This is a genomic window from Stenotrophomonas sp. VV52 (assembly GCF_002893095.1).
GTDB lineage: Bacteria > Pseudomonadota > Gammaproteobacteria > Xanthomonadales > Xanthomonadaceae > Stenotrophomonas > Stenotrophomonas aracearum.
This window is the reverse complement of sequence record NZ_PKQQ01000002.1, coordinates 414,206-438,068: the sequence shown is the minus strand read 5'-3', so window position 1 is coordinate 438,068 and position 23,863 is coordinate 414,206. Positions and strand designations below refer to the sequence as shown.

The 23,863-nt window shown below is 69.5% G+C and carries 15 protein-coding genes; 3 read left to right on the top strand and 12 right to left on the bottom strand.

Features of this window, described 5'->3' with window-relative positions; translation table 11 throughout:
- Positions 1-19 precede the first annotated feature (19 nt).
- The 6 genes from C2U58_RS08035 to pilG form a co-directional block, all read right to left on the bottom strand.
- Positions 20-1,363 (bottom strand): chemotaxis protein CheB, encoded by a 1,344-nt coding sequence (locus C2U58_RS08035; protein WP_102945351.1) that lies wholly within the window; start codon positions 1,361-1,363, stop codon positions 20-22.
- On the bottom strand, positions 1,329-7,835 hold the full coding sequence (locus tag C2U58_RS08030) for an Hpt domain-containing protein (protein WP_102945350.1): 6,507 nt from the start codon (positions 7,833-7,835) through the stop codon (positions 1,329-1,331). Before C2U58_RS08030 ends, C2U58_RS08035 begins: the two co-directional genes overlap by 35 nt.
- 94 nt (positions 7,836-7,929) lie before the next feature.
- Entirely contained in the window at positions 7,930-9,966 is a 2,037-nt protein-coding gene (locus C2U58_RS08025; protein ID WP_102945349.1) for a methyl-accepting chemotaxis protein, read from the bottom strand.
- Positions 9,967-10,009: 43 nt separating this feature from the next.
- On the bottom strand, positions 10,010-10,540 hold the full coding sequence (locus C2U58_RS08020) for a chemotaxis protein CheW (protein ID WP_102945348.1): 531 nt from the start codon (positions 10,538-10,540) through the stop codon (positions 10,010-10,012).
- Positions 10,540-10,902 (bottom strand): response regulator, encoded by a 363-nt coding sequence (locus tag C2U58_RS08015; protein ID WP_102945347.1) that lies wholly within the window; start codon positions 10,900-10,902, stop codon positions 10,540-10,542. Before C2U58_RS08015 ends, C2U58_RS08020 begins: the two co-directional genes overlap by 1 nt.
- A gap of 18 nt (positions 10,903-10,920) precedes the next feature.
- Complete coding sequence (pilG, locus tag C2U58_RS08010; RefSeq protein WP_070208795.1) at positions 10,921-11,322, bottom strand: twitching motility response regulator PilG; 402 nt, start codon at positions 11,320-11,322, stop codon at positions 10,921-10,923.
- Positions 11,323-11,571: 249 nt separating this feature from the next.
- Here pilG and gshB point away from each other — a divergent pair, with 249 nt between their 5' ends.
- Together gshB and C2U58_RS08000 are read left to right on the top strand one after the other, a co-directional pair.
- Positions 11,572-12,522, top strand: a complete 951-nt coding sequence (gshB, locus tag C2U58_RS08005; RefSeq protein ID WP_102945346.1) for a glutathione synthase — start codon at positions 11,572-11,574, stop codon at positions 12,520-12,522.
- 17 nt (positions 12,523-12,539) lie between these two features.
- Positions 12,540-13,406 carry an energy transducer TonB gene (locus C2U58_RS08000; protein WP_102945464.1) on the top strand — a complete coding sequence of 289 codons (867 nt, stop codon included), beginning with the start codon at positions 12,540-12,542 and terminating at the stop codon, positions 13,404-13,406.
- Between the two features lie 79 nt (positions 13,407-13,485).
- Here the strand turns inward: C2U58_RS08000 and tsaB are convergent, their stop codons facing one another.
- The 4 genes from tsaB to mrcB are packed head-to-tail and all read right to left on the bottom strand — an operon-like array spanning position 13,486 to position 19,244.
- A complete protein-coding gene (tsaB, locus tag C2U58_RS07995) occupies positions 13,486-14,190 on the bottom strand; it encodes a tRNA (adenosine(37)-N6)-threonylcarbamoyltransferase complex dimerization subunit type 1 TsaB (protein ID WP_102945345.1) in 705 nt (234 codons plus the stop codon).
- A 6-nt stretch (positions 14,191-14,196) separates the two neighbouring features.
- Positions 14,197-16,230: an ATP-dependent DNA helicase gene (locus C2U58_RS07990; protein ID WP_102945344.1), complete on the bottom strand. Its 2,034-nt coding sequence runs from the start codon at positions 16,228-16,230 to the stop codon at positions 14,197-14,199.
- 21 nt (positions 16,231-16,251) lie between these two features.
- Positions 16,252-16,782, bottom strand: a complete 531-nt coding sequence (locus C2U58_RS07985; protein ID WP_102945343.1) for a hypothetical protein — start codon at positions 16,780-16,782, stop codon at positions 16,252-16,254.
- Positions 16,783-16,805: 23 nt separating this feature from the next.
- Positions 16,806-19,244, bottom strand: coding sequence for a penicillin-binding protein 1B (mrcB, locus tag C2U58_RS07980; RefSeq protein ID WP_102945463.1), 2,439 nt, complete (start codon positions 19,242-19,244; stop codon positions 16,806-16,808).
- Between the two features lie 95 nt (positions 19,245-19,339).
- Between mrcB and C2U58_RS07975 the strand changes: the two genes are divergently transcribed.
- Positions 19,340-21,457, top strand: a complete 2,118-nt coding sequence (locus C2U58_RS07975) for a glycosyltransferase (protein WP_102945342.1) — start codon at positions 19,340-19,342, stop codon at positions 21,455-21,457.
- Here C2U58_RS07975 and C2U58_RS07970 read toward each other — a convergent pair.
- Together C2U58_RS07970 and C2U58_RS07965 are read right to left on the bottom strand one after the other, a co-directional pair.
- Positions 21,429-22,265 carry an NAD-dependent epimerase/dehydratase family protein gene (locus tag C2U58_RS07970; protein ID WP_102945462.1) on the bottom strand — a complete coding sequence of 279 codons (837 nt, stop codon included), beginning with the start codon at positions 22,263-22,265 and terminating at the stop codon, positions 21,429-21,431. The genes C2U58_RS07975 and C2U58_RS07970 overlap by 29 nt on opposite strands.
- A gap of 36 nt (positions 22,266-22,301) precedes the next feature.
- Positions 22,302-23,852 (bottom strand): hypothetical protein, encoded by a 1,551-nt coding sequence (locus C2U58_RS07965; RefSeq protein ID WP_102945341.1) that lies wholly within the window; start codon positions 23,850-23,852, stop codon positions 22,302-22,304.
- Positions 23,853-23,863: the final 11 nt, after the last annotated feature.

The window sequence follows — 23,863 nt, the reverse complement described above, 5'->3', positions numbered from 1 at the left end:
AAGTGACATGGCGCGGCGATTACTCGCTCACGCCCCAGCGTTCGGCGATGGTGGCGGCCAGCTGCGGCGGGTCGCCCGCGGCCATGCCGGCGGCGACCACGGCGTTGGCGGCGACCGGGTCGTAGCAGCCGTCACCGGTCTGCCCGGCCACCCAGGCGCCGGCCACGGCCAGCGACAGCACGTCGTCCAGCACGGCCACGTCGCTGCCGCTGAGCAGCACCACGGCGCTGTGCGCCGGCGGCAGCGCGGCCACCTGGATGCCCTGCGCATCGGCAGTGAAGTACAGGCCGCGGTTGCGGACCGCCACGCCCACGTCGTCCGGCAGGATGTAGGCATTGCCGGCCAGCACCGGCTGGTCGGACTCGGCCAGCAGCACCGGCAGCGCCGACACCCGCGCCATCTGCTTGACCAGGTTGCCGTAACGGCCGCCGTCCAGGCGCATGTAGACCAGCACCGGCGTGGCCAGCCCGGCGGGCAGCGCGGCCAGCAGGCGGCGCACCGCGTCGGGGCCGCCAATGCCGGCCAGGACCAGCACCGCACCCGGCGCGGAACCGTCCGGCGCAACCTCCGGTTCCAGTTCGACCAGCGACAGGCTTGGCGTATCGAATGCGTCGTTGATCGGCGGCGCGCTCGCCGGTGCAGTCGGCACGGCCGGCGGCGCAACGGTGTCTTCGTCGACCAGCGACCAGCTGCTGTGGTCGCCCAGCGGCGCGCGCGGCGCAGCAGGAGCATCCACCGGCACCGGCGGCGGCACGTTGGCCGGAGCTGCGGCAGGCGAAGCCTGCATAGCGGCCAGCGCTTCTTCCAGCGACATCGGCTCGCTGTACGCCTCCGGCGGCGTGTACAGGCCGTCGGTGGGCACGTCGGCTGCGGCGTCGAAGGCCTCGCGCACGTGGAATTCCAGCGGCGCATCGGCATGCCGTTCGGCCGGAGTCTGCGGCAGGCCCGGTTCGGGCTGCAGCAGGCCGTCCTGCTCCGAGCCCGGCGGCAGCACGTCCTGGTGGCCGTGCAGCTTGGCCACCAGGTGGCGCGCCCAGCGCTGGGCTTCCCAGCCCTCGCGGCGCGCCGCCAGTTCGGCTTCGTCGAAGATCACGGTGAGTTCGGGCGACGCCAGCACCGGGTCGAGGCGCTCCAGCGCATCCTCGACGGCCGGCTCCAGCGCGATCAGCACCGCGCCGGCGTCCACGCCGCCGAGGGTTTCAGCATCGACGCTGTTGGGGTCTTCTTCAAGCACCACGGTCGCACCGGCCTGGGCCAGCGCTTCGCGCAGGCGCTCGCGCGCCGGCCCGACCCGTGCCAGCAGTGCCACCAGCGGCAGCGGGTTCAGGTCATTCGCGGGCACGGGCGATCCCCAGCAGGTCATACACGTTTCGCATCAGGTCCAGCTCCTGGTACGGCTTGCCCAGGTAACGCTGGACACCGATTTCGAAGGCGCGTTGACGGTGCTTGTCGCCGCTGCGCGAGGTGATCATCACGATCGGCACGCCCTTGTAGCGCGGATCGGCGCGCATCGCGGTGGCCAGTTCATAGCCATCCATGCGCGGCATTTCAATGTCCAGCAGCATCAGGTCGGGCACGCGTTCTTCCAGGCGCTCCAGCGCTTCGATGCCGTCGCGGGCGACGGCCACTTCGAAGTTGTGGCGCTCCAGGATGCGGCCGGTGACCTTGCGCATGGTCAGCGAGTCGTCGACCACCATCACCAGCGGTGCCTGGCGGTCGCTGGCCTGGGTGGCCGGGGCGACCGGCTTGAGCGGGTTGGCCTGGTAGCGACGCACCAGCGGCGCCACGTCCAGGATCACCACCACGCGGCCATCGCCGGTGATGGTCGCACCGTAGATGCCCGGGACCGACGCGATCTGCAGGCCGACCGGCTTGACCACGATTTCGCGGTTGCCCAGCACCTGGTCGATCGCCACGGCCGCGCGCAGTTCACCGGCACGGACCAGCAGCAACGGCACCTGGGCCTGGCCTTCGGCGCGGGCCTGGCCCTGGCCGACCAGCGTGCCGAGGTCGTGCAGCACGAACTCTTCGCCGCCGTAATGGTAGCCGCCCTCGGCCGACTCGAAGCGCTCGCGCGAGATCCGGCCGATACCGCTTACCGACGCCACCGGGACCGCGAAAGTGGTGTCGCCGATCTGCACGAACACCGCCTGGGTGACCGCCAGGGTCTGCGGCAGGCGCAGGGTGAAGGTGACGCCCTTGCCCGGCACCGAGTGGATGTCCACCGTGCCGCCGAGCTGGCGCACTTCGTTGTGCACCACGTCCATGCCCACGCCACGGCCGGCCAGCTGGCTGACCTGGTCGGCGGTGCTGAAGCCGGCCGCGAAGATCATCGCATCCAGTTCTGCATCGGACAGGACCGCGTCGGCCTCGACCAGGCCGCGCTGTTCGGCACGGCGACGGATCGCCTCGCGGTTCAGCCCGGCGCCGTCATCGGCCACTTCCAGCACGATTTCCGAGCCTTCGCGGCGCAGGCGGATGGCGATCTCGCCTTCCTCCGGCTTGCCGGCGGCGCGGCGCTGTTCCGGCGTTTCCAGGCCGTGCGCAACAGAGTTGCGCAGCATGTGTTCCAGCGGCGCGACCATGCGGTCGAGCACGTTGCGGTCCAGTTCGCCGTGGGTCCCGTCCAGTGTCACGTGGACCTGCTTGCCGGTGTCCTGGCCGGCCTGGCGCACCACGCGGCGCAGGCGCGGCACCAGGCCGTCGAACGGCACCATGCGCGCACGCATCAGGCCGTCCTGCAGTTCCGAGCTGACGCGGGACTGCTGCTGCAGCAGTACGTCGTACTGGCGCGACAGGTCGTCCAGCACGCCCTGCAGGCCGCCAAGGTCGGCTGCGGATTCGTTCAGCGCGCGGCTGAGCTGCTGCAGGGTGGAGAACCGGTCCAGTTCCAGCGGGTCGAAGCTGTGGTCCACCTGCTCCTGCTCGCGCTGGTAGCGGGCCACGATCTGGGCTTCGGTTTCCAGGTCCAGGCGGCGCAGCTGGTCGCGCAGACGCGCATTGGTACGGTCCAGTTCGCCCATGGCGCCGCGGAAGGCACCGAGCTGCTGTTCCAGGCGCGAGCGGTAGATCGCCACTTCACCGGCGTGGTTGACCAGGCGGTCGAGCAGGTCGGCGCGCACGCGCACCTGTTCCTGCTGCGGACGGGCCAGGCTGTCCTCGTCGTTGGAGGCTTCCAGCGGCACCGGCGCCGACAGCGGCGCGGAGGCCACGGCGGTGTCGATCGCCACCGGTGCGACGTCGGCCGGGACGGAGTCGGTCCCGGTGGCATCGTCGCGGCCCAGGGTGCGCTGTTCGAACGCGGCGATCAGGTCGTCGGGCATCGCCACGTCGCGATGGCGGCCGGTGCGGGTCAGCATCTGGTGCAGGCGGTCGAAGCCCCGCTCCAGCAGCTGCACGTCGCTGCGGTCGATATCGGTACGGTTGGCGGCGACCGCTTCCAGCAGCGACTCGATGCCGTGGCCGAGGTCGCCGATGGCGTTGATCCCGGCCATGCGTGCGCCACCCTTCAGGGTGTGCAGGTCGCGCTGCAGGCCGGCCAGGGCCTCGCGGTCCTCCGGTGCGGCGCGCAGCTCGCTGATCAGGCCATCGCAATGGTCGAGCAGGTCCTTGCCTTCTTCAACGAAGATGTCGACCAGCTCGCGGTCGAGCACGCTGAAGTCCAGCGAGCCGGCGTCGTCGAGCTCGTCGGCGGCGGTTTCGGTTTCGGTTTCGGTTTCGGCTTCGGTTTCGGCTTCGGCTTCGGCCTGGACGTCGACCTCGGCCGTTGCCGGGGCGTCTTCCAGCTCGAACAGCGGCTGCGCGGTCGAGGGCTGCTCGACCTCCGCTTCGGCGAACGCGTCGGCTTCGTCCAGCGTCGGATGGGACGCATCCAGACTGAGCACCGGTGCATCGTCGCTGGAAACCGCGGCGTCGGGGCCGTCAACGATGGTCAGCCCATCATCCAGCGCCTGCTGCAGTTCCACGGTGTCGCCGAAGGCCGGGGCCGGCGGCAGCACGTCGTCGAGCTCGTCGACAACCGCTTCGTCGGCAACGCTGTCGGTCGCGGCTTCGACTACGTCGCTGACCTCGGCGACTTCCACGACTTCGATTTCTTCAACCGCGTCGGTAGCGTCGAGGGTTTCGTGCAGCGCTTCTGCTTCGGCTGCCTCCAGCTCGATGGACTGGACCGCTTCTTCGGCGGCCGGCACGGGCTGTTCGTAGAAGCGCGACAGATCGTCGGCGCCGGTCAGCTCCACGCTCTCCAGGCCGTGGTCGACGATCTCGGCGGTCGGCGCTTCCACGGCGACCACTTCTTCAACAGGCGCAGCGACCGGTGCGTCGAACGACGTAACCAGGCCGGCGTCGAAGTAGGCCGAGAGGTCATCGCTGCCGGTCAACTCATCGACCACCAGCGCATCGGGTGCATCGGCGACTTCGACGGGCTCAGAGACCGCAGGTTCATCGATGATCTCCGCCGCATCGACGACGGTCAGGTCGTCGGCGTCCACGATGGCCTGCTGCAGCGTGCTGTCGGTGCTGTCGTCGGCGATGGCATAGCCATCGCGTTCGTCGAACTGGGCCGAGAACGCGGCCAGCTCGTGCGCGGTGACGTCGTGCGCGTCGCGCGACGCGTCGGCTTCGGCATCGCGTTCAGCGTCGAGGTCAACCTCGAGCGTCTCGACCTCGTCGCCGTCCAGGTCCGTACCGTCTTCGGCCACCAGTGCCGGCCAGCGTGCTTCGGGCAGCGTTGCGGCCAGCGCCTGCAGGCGCTGCGCCAGTTCGGCCTGCGACGGAATGCGCGGCGCTTCGGCCTGCAGCGCGGCCATGGTGGCGCGGATCGCGGCGGCAGTGGCGGTGAGCGCGTCGACACCGTCGGCATCGGGGACCGCATCGGCGGCCAGCGACCGCTTGATGAAGGTTTCCGCCCCGCCGGTGACGGCGGTGATCTCCGGCACGTCGGTCATCGCGAACGCACCGTTCATGGTGTGCACCGCGCGCAGCAGGCTGTCGGTGACCGGCTGCGGTGCGGCCTGGGCGTCCTGCAACCAGGCCTGCAACGTGGCGTGGTGGGCCTCCACTTCGGCTTCCAGGATCTCGCGCAGTACTTCGTCGATGTTGGCCGGGGTGCCGCTCAGTTCCGGCTCGACCGCTTCAACGGTTTCCACCGGCGCGGCCACCGGGACCGAACGCTGCAGCGGCACGTGGAAGGTTTCTTCGCCTGCACCCACGCGGTCGGCGATGGCTTGCATGGCCTGCAGGTCGGCGCTGACACGGCTGCCGTCGCGCAGCGCGGCATTCAGCTGCGGCAGCACTTCGTAGGCCTGGGTGACCATGGCGACCACCGCCGGCGAGGCCGGACGGCTGCCATCCAGCACGCGGTTGAGCATGCCTTCGATCTTCCAGCTGAACTCGCCGAGCGTACGCGCGCCGACCAGGCGGCCACTGCCCTTCAGGGTGTGGAACACGCGGCGGATCGGACGCAGGCGGTCCATGTTGTCCGGTGCCATGCGCCAGACCGGCAACAGGTTGCCCAGGTTGACCAGTTCTTCGTCGAATTCTTCGATGAAGACGTCGCGGATGTCCTGGTCGATGTTCTCGCCATCGTCCTCGAAACCGGCGTCGATGGTGGTGTCCAGTTCGGCTTCAGCGGCGGCGGCCGCCTCCACGTCGCCCACGGCGGCGGCGGGCGCCACGTCCGGGGTAGTGGAGAACTGCGCAGCGGCGACGTCCAGCTCGGCCAGGAAGCGGGCCGACTCGTCGTCCAGTTCGATCGTGCTGATGACCGCTTCCTGCACGCCACCGGTGGCGAGGGGTGCGGCCGCTTCGATCAGTTCGATGCCCTGCTCGTCTTCGACGGCAGCGACCGGCTCGATGATCTCATCGGCAGGTGCGGCGACGTCCTCGAGCGGCGCGTCCACGGTCAGCGGGGTCTCTGCAGCGGGTTCGATCTGCTCCTGCAGGAAGCTCGGCAAGGCCTGCACGTCCAGCGTGCCCTCGGCCTCCTGCGCGGCCACCGGCGCGTCATCGATCTCCAGCGACAGCACGTCGCCGGCGTTCTGCAGCGGTTCGTCGAAGGTGAACTCGATGGGCTCGTCGCTCAGTTCCAGTGCATCGTGCTCGGCGGCGACCGGATCGAACCCGGTGCTGGCCGGCTGGTCGTCGTCGGACACGGCCGTGTCGACCCCGTCCAGCACGATCGGCGCGATCTCCACGGGCGCAACGCCCCATGCCTGGCCTGCCTCGCTGTCTTCAGCCACGACCGGGTCGAAGTTGGCGAAGGTCGGGGCCGCGGTTTCGATGCGGGCAGCATCGCTGTGCAGCGTCCACTGCGGCGCGTCGGCGGCCACCGGTGCCATGGAGGCCTCGAACACCAGGGTCGGTGCCGGCTTGGCGACGCGTTCGACCGGCGCGGTCGCAGCGACCTCGGGCACGGGATCGAAGGTGATGTCCGGCAGCGGCGGCGACGGCACATCGCCCGGCGCAGGCGCGGCCGGGGTCACGGCAACCTCGACCGGCGCGGCCACGGGCGTGTCCCAACCCGTCAGTTCGACGTGCTCCGGGGCGACCGGCAGCGCTTCGGCGCTGACATCGGCCGGCGCGGCGTTCTCGTCCGGCAGCGGCCAGTAGCGCAGCGTTTCAAGGCTGGTACGGGTGATGTCGAGAATGTCTTCGCGTCCCTGGCGACGTTCGCGCAGGGCTTCCAGGTAGTACTCCAGGCTGGCCATGGCGTCGGCCAGGGTGTCCAGCTGGCGCCCGCTGGGCACGCGCTGGCGGCCGATCAGCTCCACCGAGATGTACTGGCGCACGCCCTGCAGGTAATCGGCCGGGGTCGGCAGGTCGAGCATGCGCAGCGCGCCGGCGACCTCACCGAGCAGGCGCGGCACTTCGTGCAGCTGCTGGTGGTTCCAGTTGGTTTCGATGAAGGCGACGAAATGCTCGCGCGCCGCCGCGAAGTTGGCGATCGCTTCGTGCGCCAGGATCTCCACGGTGCGGCGGCCTTCGGCCGCGCTCGGGTCGTCCTCGCCGCTGCCACCGGCGCCCAGGTGCGCGACCTGGTCGTCCAGCGAGGCGTCCACGTACAGCAGGGCACCGGCGATATCCAGCAGCAGGGTCTCGTCGATCTGCTGCGCGCCGTCGACCACGCCGCGCAGCGCGTCGCGCTGCTGCACGACCACGCCACGGGCCACGCCCAGGCCCATCATGCCCAGGGTGTCGGCCACGGCGCCCAGTTCGTCGACCTGGGTCTGCAGCTGTGCGGGCTCGCCGCCGGTGCGCAGGTGCAGGTCCAGCGCGTCCTTGATCCGCAGCAGTTCTTCCTTGACCGCATTGCCCACGGTGTCGAGCAGTTCGCGGTTGCGGCCGCTCAGGCTGCCGCGCGCATGGTCCAGTTCGGCTTCGGTGGCGCTGGCGCTGTCCGGGGCGAAGGCGAACAGCACGCTTTCATTGATGCCCGGCGCCGCACGCGCGGCACGGATGTCGTTGAGCAGCGGCAGCAGCACGATCGGAATGTCGCGGTGGCCGTTCTGCAGGCGCTCCAGGTAGTCGGGCAGCAGCACGCTGCCGCGCATCAGGGTGGCGCAGGCTTCGTCGCGGTCGGGCACTTCGCCCGCACCGATGGCGTTGGCCAGCTGCTCCATTTCCTCGGCGACCATGGCCGGCGCGTACAGCTCGACCATGCGCAGGGTGCCCTGCACCTGGTGCAGGTAGCCGGCGCAGAAGCGCATGCGGCTGCCGTCGGCCGGGTCTTCGGCGTAATACTCGACCTCGTTGCGCACCTGGCGCAGGGTCTCATCCAGCTCCGGCTTCACCCAGCCCAGGGCGGCATGGCTCATGGCATCGCGCAGCGTGCTCATGCCAGGTCTCCCGGCAGGGGCGCGCGCGTGTCGTGCTGTGGCTTCTCGCGATGCATCATCTGCTGATTCCTTCCCTCTCCGCCCTGCCCGCGGCTCACGCCGGCAGCTTGAAGTCGGCAACCGAGCGGCGCAGGTCGGCCGCCAGCTGTGCCAAATGACCGATCGACTCGGCGGTCTGTCCCGCGCCCTGCGAGGTCTGGCCGGTAATCTGACGGATCACGCCCATGGTGCGGGTGATGTCGGATGCGGCCGAGGACTGCTGCTGGGCGGCGATCGAGATGTTCTTGATGAGGTTGTTCAGTGCGTTGGACACGCGCTCGATTTCGGTCAGCGCGGTACCGGCGTCTTCGGCCAGGCGTGCACCGGACACCACTTCGGCGGTGGTCTGCTCCATCGAGCTGACCGCTTCGTTGGTATCGGCCTGAATGGCCTGGACCAGGTTTTCGATCCGTCGGGTCGCACCGGAGGTACGTTCTGCCAGGCGCTGCACTTCGTCGGCCACCACGGCGAAACCACGGCCGGCCTCACCAGCCGAGGCGGCCTGCACGGCCGCGTTCAGTGCCAGGATGTTGGTCTGCTCGGAAATGTCGTTGATCAGTTCCACGATCGAGCCGATTTCCTGCGAGGACTCGCCCAGGCGTTTGATGCGCTTGGAGGTTTCCTGGATCTGGTCGCGGATCTGGTCCATGCCCTGGATGGTTTCGCGCACCACGCCGGCACCCTCGGCGGCGATCACCACCGAGCGCTGTGCCACGTCGGCGGACTCGGCCGAGTTGCGCGACACCTGTTCGATGCTCGACGCGATTTCGCCGATCCGGTCGGAGGCGGAGGTGATCTGGTTGGCCTGGTGGCCGGCCGCTTCGGCCAGCTGCATCGCGGTGGCCTGGGTTTCCTGGGTGGACACGGCGACCTTGGCCGAGGTGTCGTTGATGGTGGTCACCAGGTGGCGCAGTTCGTCCACGGCGTAGTTGATTGCGTCGGCGATCGCGCCGGTCATGTCCTCGGTCACCGAGGCCTTCACGGTCAGGTCGCCTTCACCCAGCGAGCTGATTTCGTCCAGCAGCCGCATGATCGCCTGCTGGTTGCGGCTGTTGAATTCCACCTGGGTCTGGTAACGCAGTTCCTGTTCGCGCGAGCGGCTGCGCACGGTGCTGCTGACGAAGCCGATGATGGCAATCAGCGACAGCGCGCCGGAGATCACGCCCAGCCAGAAGTTCGGGAACAGGCGCGAGTCGCGCACCGAACCGAACGAGGAGAACGCTTCAAACAGCCGCTTGCTGTCGTCCAGCATCTTGGTCGAGCCGGCGGTCAGCGCGGCAGCCGAGGACTGCGCCGAGAACAACTGGCGCGAGCTGGCCAGGATCGCGTCGGCGTCCAGCTTCATCGTGTCCCACTGCTTCTGCGACTGCTCCAGCGCAGCGAGCGCGCCGGCGTTGCGGACCGGGGCAATACCCAGTTCTTCATTGCCGTTGCGCAGTGCGTCCAGCACCTGGGTGAACACCACCGAGTCGCGGGCCAGTGCGTCGCCCGCGGCAGCGGCGTTACCGCCACCGGCGCGCATTTCGGTCACGCGGCGGGCCATCGAGCCCACCACCACGACCTGCTGCAGCGCGTTGTACACCTGCGACGCCGGAGCGCCGCCGGCCGACATGGCGCGGACCACTTCGTTCAGCTGTGCCTGCAGCGCCGGGACGCCGTTGACGAAGTTGTTGGCGTTGCCGGCCAGGGCCAGGACCGCCGGCTCGCTGGCGACCAGCTGGGCGGCGCTCTTGCCGAGCGGCTCCCAGGTCTGGGTCAGCTGGTTGAGCGGACCGGACACGTTGGTTTCGTTGCCGTAGCGCCCCTGCAGGCTGCTCACGGTGCTTTCGATGCGGGTCTTGGTGTCCTTGAAGGCGGTGAACGCCTGGGCGTTGCCCGAGACTGCTTCACGACCCTGGTTGGCCAGCTGCTGGGACAGCACCTGCAGGTCGGCCGCGCCGGTGCTGGCGCCGGCCAGGCGACTGCCCTGCCAGGTGGCCACGCCGGTGTTGAGACCGAACACGATCAGCGACAAGGCCAGCAGGCCGAGCCAGAAATTGGTACCCACCGAGCCCAGCTTGCCGGCCTTGGCAGTTTCCGAAGAAGTACTCATCGTTCAACCTCGATCTTCAATACGGTAAGGAAGCCAGCAGCGTTCATGCCGCGGCCTGCCTGAATTCGGGGGTACGGGACAACAGCGACAGCGAGAACACACCCCAGTCGCGGCCGTCGCCATGGAACGCGCGGTCGACGAAATGGGCGTAACGACCGCTGGCCAGTTCACCAGTACCGGTGTCCTGGTCCAGTTCGAAGCTGCGCTGGCCGAACAGTTCGTCGATGGTCAGGGCCACGTCGCCGCCGGCCTGGCGCATGATCAGCACGCGCTGGCCTTCCTGCTGCACGGTGCGCTCGCCTTCCATGAAGTACTTCAGGTCGACCACCGGAAACAGGTTGCCGCGCAGGTTGCCCACGCCCAGCAGCCACGGCTGCGCGCCGGGCACCGGGGTGATCGGCGGCATCGGGACGATTTCCACCACTTCGCGGAAGTCCGACACCAGGTGGCGCTTGCCGACCCGGTAGCCGACGCCGCGCCACAGGTCCTGGGCGAACTGCCGCTCGGGCAGCTGCACCGCATGGGCCAGGCTGCGCCGTTCGTAGGCTTCAAGGATGTCGAAGGGAGAACGCATCAGGACACCAGTTCGTTGATCCGGGCGATCAGAAACTCTTCGTTCGGCGGCTTGACGATGTAGTCAGAAGCCCCCTGGCGAAGCCCCCAGGCCTTGTCGGTCTCCATCGCCTTGGTGCTGATGATGATGACCGGGATGGCCTTGGTAGCCGGGTCGCGACTGAGTGCGCGGGTCGCCTGGAAGCCACTCATGCCGGGCAGCACCACGTCCATCAGCACCAGCTGTGGCAGGTGCTCACGGACGAGTTCAAGACCTTGTTCAGCATTTTCGGCCTCGAGCACTTCGTGCCCAGCCCCGGCCAGTAATTTCATCATCACCGCCCGTTCGGTCGGTGAGTCCTCGATCAGAACGATTCGAGCCATTGTGCCTTTCCCCCCTGGTCAGGCGTTTACGTATGTGCGGATGGCACCCAGCAGTTCTTCACGCGTGAAAGGCTTGGTCAGGTACTGCTCCGAGCCCACGATGCGCCCACGCGCCTTGTCGAACAGGCCGTCCTTGGAGGACAGCATGATCACCGGTGTCTTCTTGAACAGCTGGTTGTTCTTGATCAGCGCGCAGGTCTGATAGCCGTCCAGCCGCGGCATCATGATGTCCACGAAGATGATCTGCGGCTGCTGGTCGGCAATCTTGGCCAGGGCCTCGAAACCATCGGTCGCGGTCACCACCTCGCAGCCTTCGCGCTTGAGCAGTGTTTCAGCGGTGCGTCGAATGGTCTTCGAATCATCGATGACCATGACTCTCATTCCTGCGAGTTCCCCACCCGCAGCCATGTTTTCAGTCATTACCTTTTCCCCGAGCGCGCGACGCTTCTGCGTAGGTACAGCGCCGCTGCGAAAGCGTATCTATATCCCACCACGCGGCCGTCATCAAGGGTGTGCTGCCCAAGCCACGCCACGCGCACGTCCCCGTCGGCGCCCGGAGCCGGAACTGCGCAAAGCGTGAAGGCCGCCGGATGCTGCGTTCCGCCCCCCGGGGCAGGCAGCGCGGGCGCATTGCCGCTACCATCAGCGCCTGCCCGCCAGGTTGCGACCATGCCGTTGAACGTCATCGTGGTGATGGACCCCATCGCCCACATCAAGATCGCCAAGGACACCACCTTCGCCATGCTGCTGGAAGCACAGCGCCGTGGCCATGCCCTGCACTACGTCAGCCCCGGTGGGCTGACCCTGCGCGACGGCGTGGCCGTGGCCCGGACCGCGCCGCTGCAGGTGCGCGACGACAAGCATGACTGGTTCACGTTGGGCGAATTCAGCCAGACCACGTTCGGCCCCGGCCAGGTCGTGCTGATGCGCAAGGATCCGCCGGTGGATGCCGAATTCATCTACGACACCCAGGTGCTGGGCGTGGCCCAGCAGGCCGGTGCGCTGGTGGTCAACGACCCGCAGGGGCTGCGCGACTTCAACGAGAAGCTGGCCGCGCTGCTGTTCCCGCAGTGCTGCCCGCCGACCCTGGTCAGCCGCCGCCACGCCGACCTGAAGGCGTTCGTGCTCGAACACGGCCAGGCGGTGCTGAAGCCGCTGGACGGCATGGGCGGGCGTTCGATCTTCCGCAGCGGCACCGGCGACGCCAACCTCAATGTGATCCTGGAGACGCTGACCGACGGCGAGCGCAAGCTGGCCCTGGCGCAGAAGTTCATCCCCGACATCACCGCCGGCGACAAGCGCATCCTGCTGGTCGACGGCGAGCCGGTGGACTACTGCCTGGCCCGGATTCCGCAGGGCGACGAGTTCCGCGGCAACCTGGCGGCCGGCGGTCGCGGCGAGGGCCGCCCGCTGAGCGAGCGCGACCGCTGGATCGCCGCCCAGGTCGGCCCGGAGATGAAACGACGGGGCATGCGCTTCGTAGGCCTGGACGTGATCGGCGATTACCTGACCGAGGTCAACGTCACCAGCCCCACCTGCGTGCGTGAACTGGATGCGCAGTTCGGGCTGAACATCGCCGGCACCCTGTTCGACGCGATCGAGGCCAGCCTGCCGCGATGAGCACGGTGGTCGATCCGATGGTGCCGCTGCAGGCCCGCGAGTCGCAGCGCCTGGGCGCCACCCTGGCGCTGTCGGTGCTGGTGCATGCGCTGCTGATCCTGGGCGTCGGCTTCGCGGTGAGCGACAACGCCGCGCTGGTGCCGACGCTGGACGTGATCTTCAGCCAGACCCAGACCCCGCTGACCCCGAAGCAGGCCGACTTCCTGGCCCAGGCCAACCAGCAGGGCGGCGGCGACCACGACAAGGCGCAGCGCCCGCGCGACAACCAGACCGGGATCGTGCCGCAGCCGCAGGCCGGGCTGTCGCCGGTGCCGCAGCAGCGCCAGGACGCCGCGCGTCCCCCGCCGCCGCAGGCGCGGGTGGTGGCCAGCCGCAACAGCCCCGACCAGGTGGCCAAGGCCGAGACCCAACCGCTGCCCGAGAACCCGCAGCCGGACGCGGCGCCCACCGCGCGCGAACAGCGCGACGCGGAAATGGCCCGGCTGGCGGCCGAAGTGCACCTGCGCTCGGCGCAGTACGCCAAGCGCCCGAACCGCAAGTTCGTGTCGGCGAGTACGCGTGAATACGCGTACGCCAATTACCTGCGCGCCTGGGTCGACCGCGCCGAGCGCGTGGGCAACCTCAACTATCCGGACGAAGCGCGCCAGCGCCGGCTCGGCGGCCAGGTGGTGATCACCGTGGGCGTACGCCGCGACGGCAGCGTGGAAAGCAGCCGGATCCTGCGCAGCAGCGGCACCCCGCTGTTGGACGAAACCGCGCTGCGCGTGATCCGCCTGGCCCAGCCGTTCCCACCGCTACCCAAGACCGACGATGGGGTGGACATCCTGCAGGTGACGCGGACCTGGGTGTTCCTGCCGGGCGGGGAACTTCGCGACGACCGGTGACGTGACACGCATGGCGTGTCACTACATGCACCGGACGATGTCCGTAGTGACACGCCATGCGTGTCCCACGGAAAAATGATCACCCCTGTTTCGCAGCCCGCGCGGCCTGCTGCTCCACGAGGGTCAGCGCAACGTTGTTGCGCAGGTAGGCCGGCTCCACCAGCTCCGGCGCCACGCCCTCCCCGCGCTCGAACATCGGCACCGCCAGCGCCAACAGGTCCGACGCACGCGGCAAGGCCTGCGCATCCATCCCATCCAGCTGGCCAGCCAACCGCGTAGCCAGCACACCGTCGGCCGCACCAAACCCGGTGCCCACGCCATACCAGCGGCTGCCGTCCGGCAATGCCACCGCCTCCGGGGCACACACCTGCTCTTCGCCCTGCAGCTGCCACTGCCCGTCCACGCGCACCTGCCGCGCCACGTACACCTCGCCCATACGCGCGTCGATACTGCTCAGCACATGCGTCGCCTCGGTCGGCGCCCGCAGCGCCAGCACCTGGAGGGTGGACACTGGCAACAGCGGACGGTCCAGGGCCAGCGCGATGCCCTGCGCGATGGCGATCGCCAGGCGCACCCCGGTGAACGCGCCCGGGCCGCGGCCCAGCGCAATTGCGTCCAGCTGCGAACGGGCAATCCCGGCCTCAGCCAGCAGCTGCTCCGCCCACGGCAGGCTCAGTTCGGCGTGCCGGCGCGGAGCGACTTCAAAGCGCTCGCGCACCTGCCCTTCCACGTACAGGGCAACGGAACAGGCTTCGGTGGCGGTTTCAAAGGCAAGCAGATTCATGACAGGTCAGAACAGGGAAGTAGGAAAGTCATCGCCGGCAGGCACGGCCTCGGCAGCCGTCGCTGCCGAGCCGACGACCCATTGTGGCGCAAAGAAGGCCTGCACATCGCCGAGCGCGCGGGTGCGGCGGAACGGCGGCAGCGAATCCAGGAAGGTGCGTCCGTAACTGCGCGTGACCAGGCGCGGGTCGCACAGGACCAGCACGCCGCGATCGGTTTCGCTGCGGATCAGGCGCCCCACCCCCTGCTTGAGCGCGATCACCGCCTGCGGCAACTGTTCGTCGCGGAACGGGTTGCCACCGTCGCGGCGGATCGCGTCCAGCCGCGCTTCGAACACCGGGTCGTCCGGGGCGGCGAACGGCAGCTTGTCGATCACCACCACGCTGAGCGCGTCGCCGACCACGTCCACGCCTTCGCGGAAACTGGCCGAGCCCAGCAGCACGCCATTCCCGGATTCGCGGAACCGCTGCAGCAGCGTGGCACGCGGCGCTTCGCCCTGCACGAACAGCGGCCACGGTGCATCGCGCAGCGCTTCGGCCGCTTCGCGCAGCGCGCGGTGCGAGGCGAACAGCAGGAACGCCCGGCCGGCCGACGCCTCCAGCACGGGAGTCAAGGCACGGATCAGCGCCGTACCGAACCCGCGCGCGGCCGGATCCGGCAGGTCGGTGGGCAGGTAGCACAGCGCCTGCCGCGCCCAGTCGAACGGGCTGGGCTGCAGCAGCGTGATCGGGTCGTCCAGTCCCAACCGCTGCGCGATATGGTCGAACTGACCGTCCACGGTCAGCGTCGCCGAGGTGAACACCCACGCCGCCATCGAGCGCTGGCGATGCTCGCGCAGCGGTCCGGACACGTCCATCGGCGTGCGCTGGCAGCGGAAACCGCGCGGGGTGAGTTCGTACCACAGCACTTCGGCCGGCGCCGGCGCGTGCTCGGGGTCGGCTTCGAAATCGAGCATCGGCGCATCGTCGCCCAGCCAGCGCGACAGCCGCGAGACCGCTTCCACCGCGCGCGCATGGCAGGCATCCAGGCCCGGCGAGGCCTCGCGCACGCCGTCCAGCGCATCGCGCAGCCCGACCAGCGCGCTCATCGCCGCGTCGAAACCGTCGCGCACCTGCGGCACCGCCAGCGCGCGCCATTGGGTACCCCGCGACGGCAACCCGTCCATCGCCGCGCGCAGGTCGCGCAGCAGTTGCTCCAGGAGTGCGGCCTGCGCCTGCAGCGTGGCCTGCGCGCCAGCCACGCTGCGGCTTTCGGCCAGGCAGTCGCGCGCCAGTTCCTGCCATGGGCGCATGCCGAAGCCTTCGCCGAAGAAGTTGGCGGCCAGTTCCGGCAGCTGGTGCGCTTCGTCGATCACGAACGCCTGCGCACCCGGCAGGATTTCGCCGAAGCCTTCCTGCTTCAACGCCAGGTCCGCCAGCAGCAGATGGTGGTTGACCACCACCACGTCGGCCGCTTGCGCCCGCTGGCGCGCCTGCACCACGAAGCAGTCCTGCCAGAACGGGCATTCGGTGCCCAGGCAGTTGTCGACGGTGGAGGTGACCATCGGGTACAGCGGCGAATCGTCCGGCAGCGCCTCCAGTTCGGCCATGTCGCCATGTTGGGTGCGCCCGGACCAGGCCACGATGCGCTGGAACTGCGCCACTTCCTGCGGCGAGGTAAAGCGCGGCTCACCTCGGGCCTGCTGCAGGCGGTACCGGCACAGGTAATTGGAACGGCCCTTGAGCAGCGCGCTGCTGTGGCCTACCCCGAGTGCGGCGCGCACGCGCGGCAGGTCGCGGTGATAGAGCTGGTCCTGCAGCGCGCGGGTGCCGGTGGAGATGATGGTCTTCAGTCCGGACAGCAGCGCCGGCACCAGGTACGCAAACGTCTTGCCGGTGCCGGTCCCGGCCTCGGCCAGCAGCACCTCGCGCTGGTCGAAGGCGTCGGCGATTGCGGTGGTCAGGCGCAGCTGGGCCGGGCGCGCAACGAAGGCATCGAGTTGGCTGGCGAGCGTGCCGCCCTCGCTGAGGGCTTCACTGCTGGCATGGGCAAGGCGGGACATGGGCACATGATACGGGGTTGCTCAGTACCGCTTGATGCCAGGCACCGTGCAACCCTCAAGCTGCGCATGCGCCGACGCCGCGTTTTCCTTCTGGCCGCGCGCCAGCTGCGACTGTTCGATGGTGGCCCAGTGCCGGCGGCACAGCGGCCCGGTCTTGGAGCCCAGCGCCACCGACTTGCGGGCCAGCGTTTCGGCGTTGGCCCAGTCGCCCTGCAGCAGGGCGATTTCCGCGCGTTCCTGCAGGATCGAGGGATCGCCTTCGGAAATCTTCAACGCTTCATCCAGGTCTGCGGCAGCGCCGGCCAGATCGCCCGCCTGGCGCTTGGCCTTGGCCGCCACGCGCAGGTCTTCAACCCCGGCGTCGCGCAGCGGCTGCACGTCCAGTTCCTTCGCGTCATTGCCGGCGGTAGCGTCCACCGCGGCCATTCGCTGCGCCGGCGTGGTGGTATCCACCGGCGGTTTCACCGGCGGCGTGGTCGAGACACAGGCACCCAGTGCCACGCCAAGCGCGAGCACGGAAGCGGTACGGATCACGGTACGGGTCGTTGTCATCGGAGCCTGCCTTGTCATGCACGTCATCGAGCGGGGGAAGTAGCCGCGGGTGCGGCCTGGGCCGGTTCTGCCGGGGCGTCGGGCTTCTTGTCCAGCCCGAACCAGCTGCGCCAACCACCGCCTTCGCTGCCCTCGCCGCCCTCGCCTTCCGGCAACGCGGTCGGGGCCACGCAGGGCGCGTACGCCGGCGCGTAGCCGACCACGAACGGCAGCCGGCGTGCGCCAGGGCAGGATTCGTCGGTCGAGGCGGTGCCACCCGCTTCCACCGGCTGCCAGTCCAGGCCTTTGTTGCTGACCTTCAATGGCGCGCTGGGCAGGCGGCTGAAGATGCCCGACCACACCCGCATGGCGCCGGTGGCGCCGAACAGCCCGGTCTGCGCGTTCTGGTCGTTGCCCATCCAGACCACGGCCAGGTGGTCGCCGGTGTAGCCGGCATACCAGCTGTCGCGGCCGTCATTGGAAGTACCGGTCTTGCCGGCCGCCTGCAGGCGCGACAACCCGTCGGCATTGAGCCGCTGCGCGGTGCCGCTGGACACCACCTGCTGCAGGCCGATGCTGATCAGGTTGGCGGCGATCGAGTCGCCTTCCTGGGCCGGCGCCGGGGTCTTGTCGTAGCGCTTGAGCAGCTTGCCCTGCGGGTCGAGCACGCCACGCACCGCATGCAGCGGCTGGATCTCGCCGCCCGAGGCCAGGAACTGGTACAACTGGGCCATCGCATACGGGCTCTGGTCGGTCGACCCCAGGATCACCGCCGGATTGCTCTCGGCCTTCAGCCCGGCCAGCACATGGATCAGCTGGGTGACCCGCTCCGGGCCTACCTGCATGCCCACGCGCACGATGGCCTGGTTGTAGGAATGGGCGAGCGCGTCGATCAGTCGCACGGTGCCATGACTGCGGTTGTCCGCGTTGCCCGGAGTCCACTGCTTGCCACGGCTGAGCTGCACCGTGACCGGCGAGTCGTCGACGAAGCTGGCCAGCGAATACTTGTCCGGCTGCGCCAGGGCCAGCAGGTACACGAACGGCTTGAGCAGCGAACCGACCTGGCGCTGCGCCTCGATGGCGCGGTTGAAGCCCGGCTCGGATACATCGCGGCTGCCGACCACGGCCAGCACGTCGCCGTTGTGCACGTCGGTCAGCACCAGGCCGGCCTGCAGCTCGGGGCGACGCTTGTTTTCCAGCGACTTCAGGGTCCTGGTCACCGAACCTTCGGCATAGGCCTGCGCCGACGGCGCCATGCCGGTCATCACGCTCAGCCCGGCGCCCTGCAGCACCGATTCCGGGTAGTCGTGGCCAAGCTGGCGGCGCACCAGGTCGACGTAGGCCGGGAAGCGGTTGGCCGCGATCAGGCCCGGGGTCTTGGGCACTCCCAGCGGCGCCTTCAGCGCCCGCTGCAGTTCGGCGTCGTCGATCAGGCCGTTCTCATGCAGCTTGCCGAGCACGAAGTTGCGACGGTCCAGCGCGCGTTCGGGATTGCGGCGCGGGTCGTAGTACGACGGCCCCTTGACCAGCCCGATCAGCAGCGCGATGTGCTCGGTGTTGAGCGAGGACAGGTCGCGGCCGAACCAGAATTCGGCGCCGGAGGACATGCCGTGGATCGCCTGGCTGCCGCGCTGGCCGAGGTAGACCTGGTTGAGGTAGGCCTCGAGGATGGTGCGCTTGTCGTAGCGCGCTTCCATGATCAGCGCGTAGAGCACTTCATTGAACTTGCGGGTAACGGTCTGTTCCTTGCCGATCCCGAGTAGGCCGCTGCGCGCCAGCTGCTGGGTCAGGGTGGATGCGCCCTGCCGGCTCTGGCCGCCGGAGCGCACGGTGACCCACACCGCGCGGGCGATGCCGCTCAGGTCGATGCCGTGGTGGCGGTTGAAGTCCTTGTCTTCCACCGCCTGCAGGCCCGTGACCAGCAGTTCGGGCGTTTCTTCCAGCCGCACCAGCCGGCGTTCTTCCTGCTTCTGGCCGTACAGGGTGGCGATGCGCGCCGGATCCAGTCGTGCGGCCTTGATCGCCTTGCGGCTGTCGGCGTCGCGCAGGGAGGCGATCTGCCCGCCGGACAGGCTCAGTTCGATCCGGCGCGGTGCCACCTTGCCGTCCACGTCGTTGTAGCCGCGGCTGGAAACGACGAAACGCCCGCCCTCCTGGCTGAACGTGGCCGGCGACTTGCCGGTGCCGTCGTCGCGGTAGGCCGAGGCCGCCAGTTCGGTCTTGAGCGTCTGCGCGTCCATCGCCAGGCCCGGCGCCAGCGCCAGCGGCCGCGCGTACACACGGGTGGGAATCTGCCAGCGCAGCTCACCGAAACGCTGGGTGACCTGGGTGTTCAGGTACACCGTGTAGGGAATCAGGAAGCCCAGCCCCAGCGCCACGGCGGCCATGCCCCAGGTGATCAGGCGGCGGCGCCACAGTGGACCGTGGCTTTCGGTGTCGTCTTCGAACTCGTCGATGTCGTCGGAATCGTAGCGTCGGGGCACGGGCATGCAAGAATGTAAAAGTCCGGCGAGTCTAGCGCAGCCATGGTGGCGCGCGTGTCCCCCGGTTTTCCCCGCTTAGCTGGAGTTGTAACGGGATGTCGACCTCCCTGGCCGATGCACGCTATTTCCTGAACCGTATGATCGGCCTGTTCCGGCGCAGCCTGGCCAGCCTGCGGACACGGGGGTGGCAGGCCACCTGGCAGCGGATCCGGGTGCATACCCGTGCCCTGCCGCCGCTGCAGCGCGAGCCGCTGTACCTGCCTGCCGCCACGCCGTTCGCGCCGTTCGCGGTGCCGTACAGCGTTGAACCGCGGGTCAGCATTGTGATCCCGGTATACAACCATGTCGCCCATACCCTGGCCTGCCTGCGGGCGCTGGCCGCGCACCCGCCGCAGGTGGCCTGCGAGATCCTGGTGGTGGACGACGGCAGCAGCGATGAAACCGTGCAGTGGATGCCCCGGATCGAGGGCCTGCGCTACGAGGTGCGGGCCCACAATGGCGGCTTCATCGAAGCCTGCAACGACGGCGTGGCCCGCTCCAGGGGCGACTTCGTGGTCCTGCTCAACAACGACACGGTGCCGCAGCCGGGCTGGCTGGATGCCCTGCTGGAGACCTTCCAGCGCGTGCCCGACGCGGGGCTGGTGGGCTCGCAGCTGCTGTATCCGGACGGCCGCCTGCAGGAATCGGGCGGCGTGGTGTTCAGCGACGGCAGCGCCTGGAGCTACGGGCGCTTTGAGTCGCCGGAAGATCCGCGCTACAGCGCGCTGCGCGACGTGGACTACTGCTCCGGCGCCGCCGTGATGCTGCCACGCGCCCTGTGGGACGCGCTCGACGGACTGGACACGCGCTACCGCCCGGCCTATTACGAAGACACCGACCTGGCCTTCGCGGTGCGAGCCGCCGGCAAGCGCGTGCTGGTGCAGCCGGCGAGCCGCGTGGTGCATGACGAAGGCACCAGCAACGGGACCGATACCAGCACCGGGATCAAGGCCTACCAGGTACGCAACCGCAGCGTGTTCGCGGCCAAGTGGGCACCGGTGCTGGCCGGCCACCTGGCGCCGGGCAGCGTGCCCGGCCCTGCACTCCTTCATCGCAACCAGCGCCAGGTGCTGATCCTGGACGAACGGGTGCCGCAGCCCGACCGCGATTCCGGCTCGCTGCGCCAGTACAACCTGATCCGCATGCTGCTGGCCGAGGGCCTGCACGTGGTGTTCGTACCGACCCTGCGCGAACACGTCGGCGCGGCCACCGAAGCGCTGCAGGAATTGGGCGTGGAAGTCTGGTACGCGCCGTTCCTGGAAGGCGTGGGCGCCTGGCTGCGCGAACACGGCCCGCGCTTTGCGGTGGTGATGATGGTCCGCCACCACGTCGCCAGCGAATGCCTGCCGCTGCTGCACCGTTACGCGCCGCAAGCGCGCCGCGTGTTCGACACGGTCGACCTGCACTACCTGCGCGAACGCCGCGGCGCGGAACTGGCGGGCGACGCGGCGCTGCTGCGCAACGCCGAGCGCACCCGCACGCGCGAGCTGGCCGTGATGGCCGACAGCGATGTGACGGTGCTGGTCAGCGACGCCGAGCGCGTGCAGCTGCAGGCGGATGCGCCCGATGTGCAGGTGGCGCTGATCTCCAACCTGCACGAGGTGGCCGGTGGCGGTGCCCGCTGGGAACAGCGCCGCGACCTGGTGTTCGTCGGCGGGTTCCGCCACCCGCCGAACGTGGACGCCATGCACTGGTTCATCGGCGAGGTCTTCGCACACATCCGCGCGCAGCTGCCGGATGTCCAGTTCCACTGCATCGGCGCCGACGTACCGCCGGCGCTGCACGCACTGGCCGCCACCCAGCCCGGCGTGCAGATCCACGGCTTCGTGCCGGTGGTCACCCCCTACATGGACGAGGTCCGCATCGCGGTGGCACCGCTGCGCTTCGGTGCCGGCGTCAAGGGCAAGGTCAACCTGAGCATGGCGCACGGCCAGCCGGTGGTGGCCACCACCTGCGCGGTCGAGGGCATGCACCTGCGCGACGGTGAGGACGTGCTGGTGGCCGACGACGCCGACGCTTTTGCCGCCGCTGTGGTCCGCCTGTATCGCGACGAAGCGCTGTGGCAGCAGTTGTCCTGTGCCGGCCTGCGCAACGTCGCCGACCACTTCTCGCTGGAGGCCGCACGCGAAACGGTGCGGCAGGTCTTCACCCAGGCCGCCAGGTCCCAGGGGTAGGCGCGAAGGGGCGCGGGCGCACGCCCAGCAGCGCGGTCAACGCGGTGTTGTCGGCGACCAGGTCCTGTTCCAGCCGCGACACCGGGCCGCGCGCGCGCGGCACCGTGGCCGCGAGCAGGCGCAACGCCATGCCCGGCAGGTACAGCGGCAACGTGGCGGTGCCGATGCTGGCATGCACGCGCTGGAACATCTGCTGGTAATCCAGGCGTTCGCCCCCGCCGATCTGCAGGGTCTGGCCCGCAGCGGCATCGCCCTGCACGGCAGCCAGCACCGCCTGCGCGATGTCATCGGCGTGCACCGGCTGGCGCAGCCCGTGCGCCATTGGAATCGGGAACACCCGGGTGCGGCGGGCGCGCGCCACGATCGGAGTCAGGCTGCGGTCGACACCGGCGCCATACACCAGGGTCGGGCGCAGGATTGTCCATTGCATGCCCAGGCGGTTGGCCTGCGTCGCCAGGTTCTGCTCGCCCCGCTGCAGCAGCGCCACCAGCGCCTGCTCATCGGGTTGTGCCGAACCCTGCTTGGTCAACACGCTCATCGAACTGGTCACGATGATCTTCGCCGCCGGCGCCACGGCCTGCTTCGCCAACCAGTCGCCCCATGCATCCAGCGGCGCGAAACTGACGATGGCCTGCAGCGGCTGCTCTGGCACCGCCAACGCGCGCATGTCGCCCACCTGCCATTCCACGCCCGGTTGCGCCGGCTGCGCATGCCGGCTCAGCGCGCGCACCGGCACCCCTGCCGCCACAAGGCGCGGCAACAGGAAGCGGCCGATCTGGCTGGTAGCGCCTGAAACAAGAACCGTCATGCCGTATCCACGTTCGAACAAGCGCGCACTATAGCCTCAACGCAGCGCGTCGACGTCGCGCAGCCGCTGTTGCAGGGCCTGGTACTCGGCGGCCGAGGCGGGAATGCCCCAGTGTGCGGCCTGCTGCAGCGCCTGCTGTGCGAACTGCACATCGCCACGACCCAGCCTCTCGCTGCCGATCGCCAGCCAGCGCTGGCCCAGTCGTTGCCGCGCATCGGCCTGGGGACCACTGCGCGACAGCGTCTCCCAGGCATCCAGGCAGGCCCCTGCCGCCTGCACCCGGTTTTCGCGCAGACCGTCCTCAACGCACTGCTGGGCGGCCGGCAACAGGCGCACGGCCGCCGCACGCACGCGCCGGTCCCGGGGCGCCAGGGCCTGCATCTCACGCAGCGCGTCGTAGGCGCTGCGTCCGGGCGGGGTCAGGATGTCGCCACGGGCCTGGGCATCGTCGAAGCGCTCCAACAGCGCCCCCAAGGCTGGCTCGACCGCGCCTGCCGGGCCCGCAGGCGCGGTCAATGCGCGCTCGGCCACGCGCGCCTGCGTCATCGATCGTTTCGCAGCGGCCAGCTGGCGTTCGGTCGCGCCCAGCGCCCGCGCCGACTGCAGTGCCTGCCCGGCCAGGTCGAAGCGGAAATCGGCGGCCTCGCGCGCGGTGGTGACCAGCAGTCCTTCAATCGCTGCCTGCCGTCCCTGCTGTGCGCCGGCGTCGTCCGGGCGCGCGGCAAGCACGGTCTGGAAGGATTCGCCGGCGGCATCCCAGCGCTTGCGCCGCAACAGGCGCCGGCCTTCATCCAGGCGCTTTTCAAGCGCGGCATTGAGCGCCGCCTCGCTGGCCGGCAGGTCCACATGGCCCGGGTCGAAGCCGCGGGCGCTGCGCACGCGGCTGGCGGCGGCGACCACGTCGCCCTTCGCAGCTGCGGTGCGCGCCTGCTGCAGCAGGTCCGACAACGCATCCTCGCGCCCTTCCAGTGCACGCAGGTTGTTGGGCGCGCGCTCGAGCACCTGCTGGTACAGCGGCAGCGCACTGTCGTCGCTGCCGTCCAGGCGTTGCGCCTGCAATGCCGATTCGGCGCGTCCGAGCAGCGCGCCGATACCTGCACCGTTGTTTTCATGGTCGCGCAGCCGGCGTGCCACTGCGTCGGCATCGCGCTGCGGCACCTGCAGCTCGCGCGCCAGCGCAAGCGCCCGCTCCGCCGCTGCGGTATCGCCGGCGTCCAGCGCCGCGGCGGCCTGCTGCAACGCGGCCCGGCCGGTCCGGGCCAGGCCGGTACGCGCCTGCGGCCGGTCGCTGTCCAGCGCGAGTGCGGCCTGGTACCACTCGCGTGCGCCGGTGCCATCGGGCGCGCTCAGGCGGCCTGCGGCGAGCGCCCGGTCGCCGCGGTCGAGCAGCTGCTCCACCTGCGGCTCGTTCCAGAACCAGTTGGCCAGCGGACGGCCGAAGGCCACCAGCAGCACGAACACTGCTACGGCAATCAACAGCGCCCAGCGCCAGATGCGTCCTGCATGCCGGGCCTGCCAACGGCCTTCGCTTCGCACGCGTCGCAGGGCGGCATGCGCGGCATCTTCGTGGGCGGGGCGGCGGCTCATTCCGTGAGCGT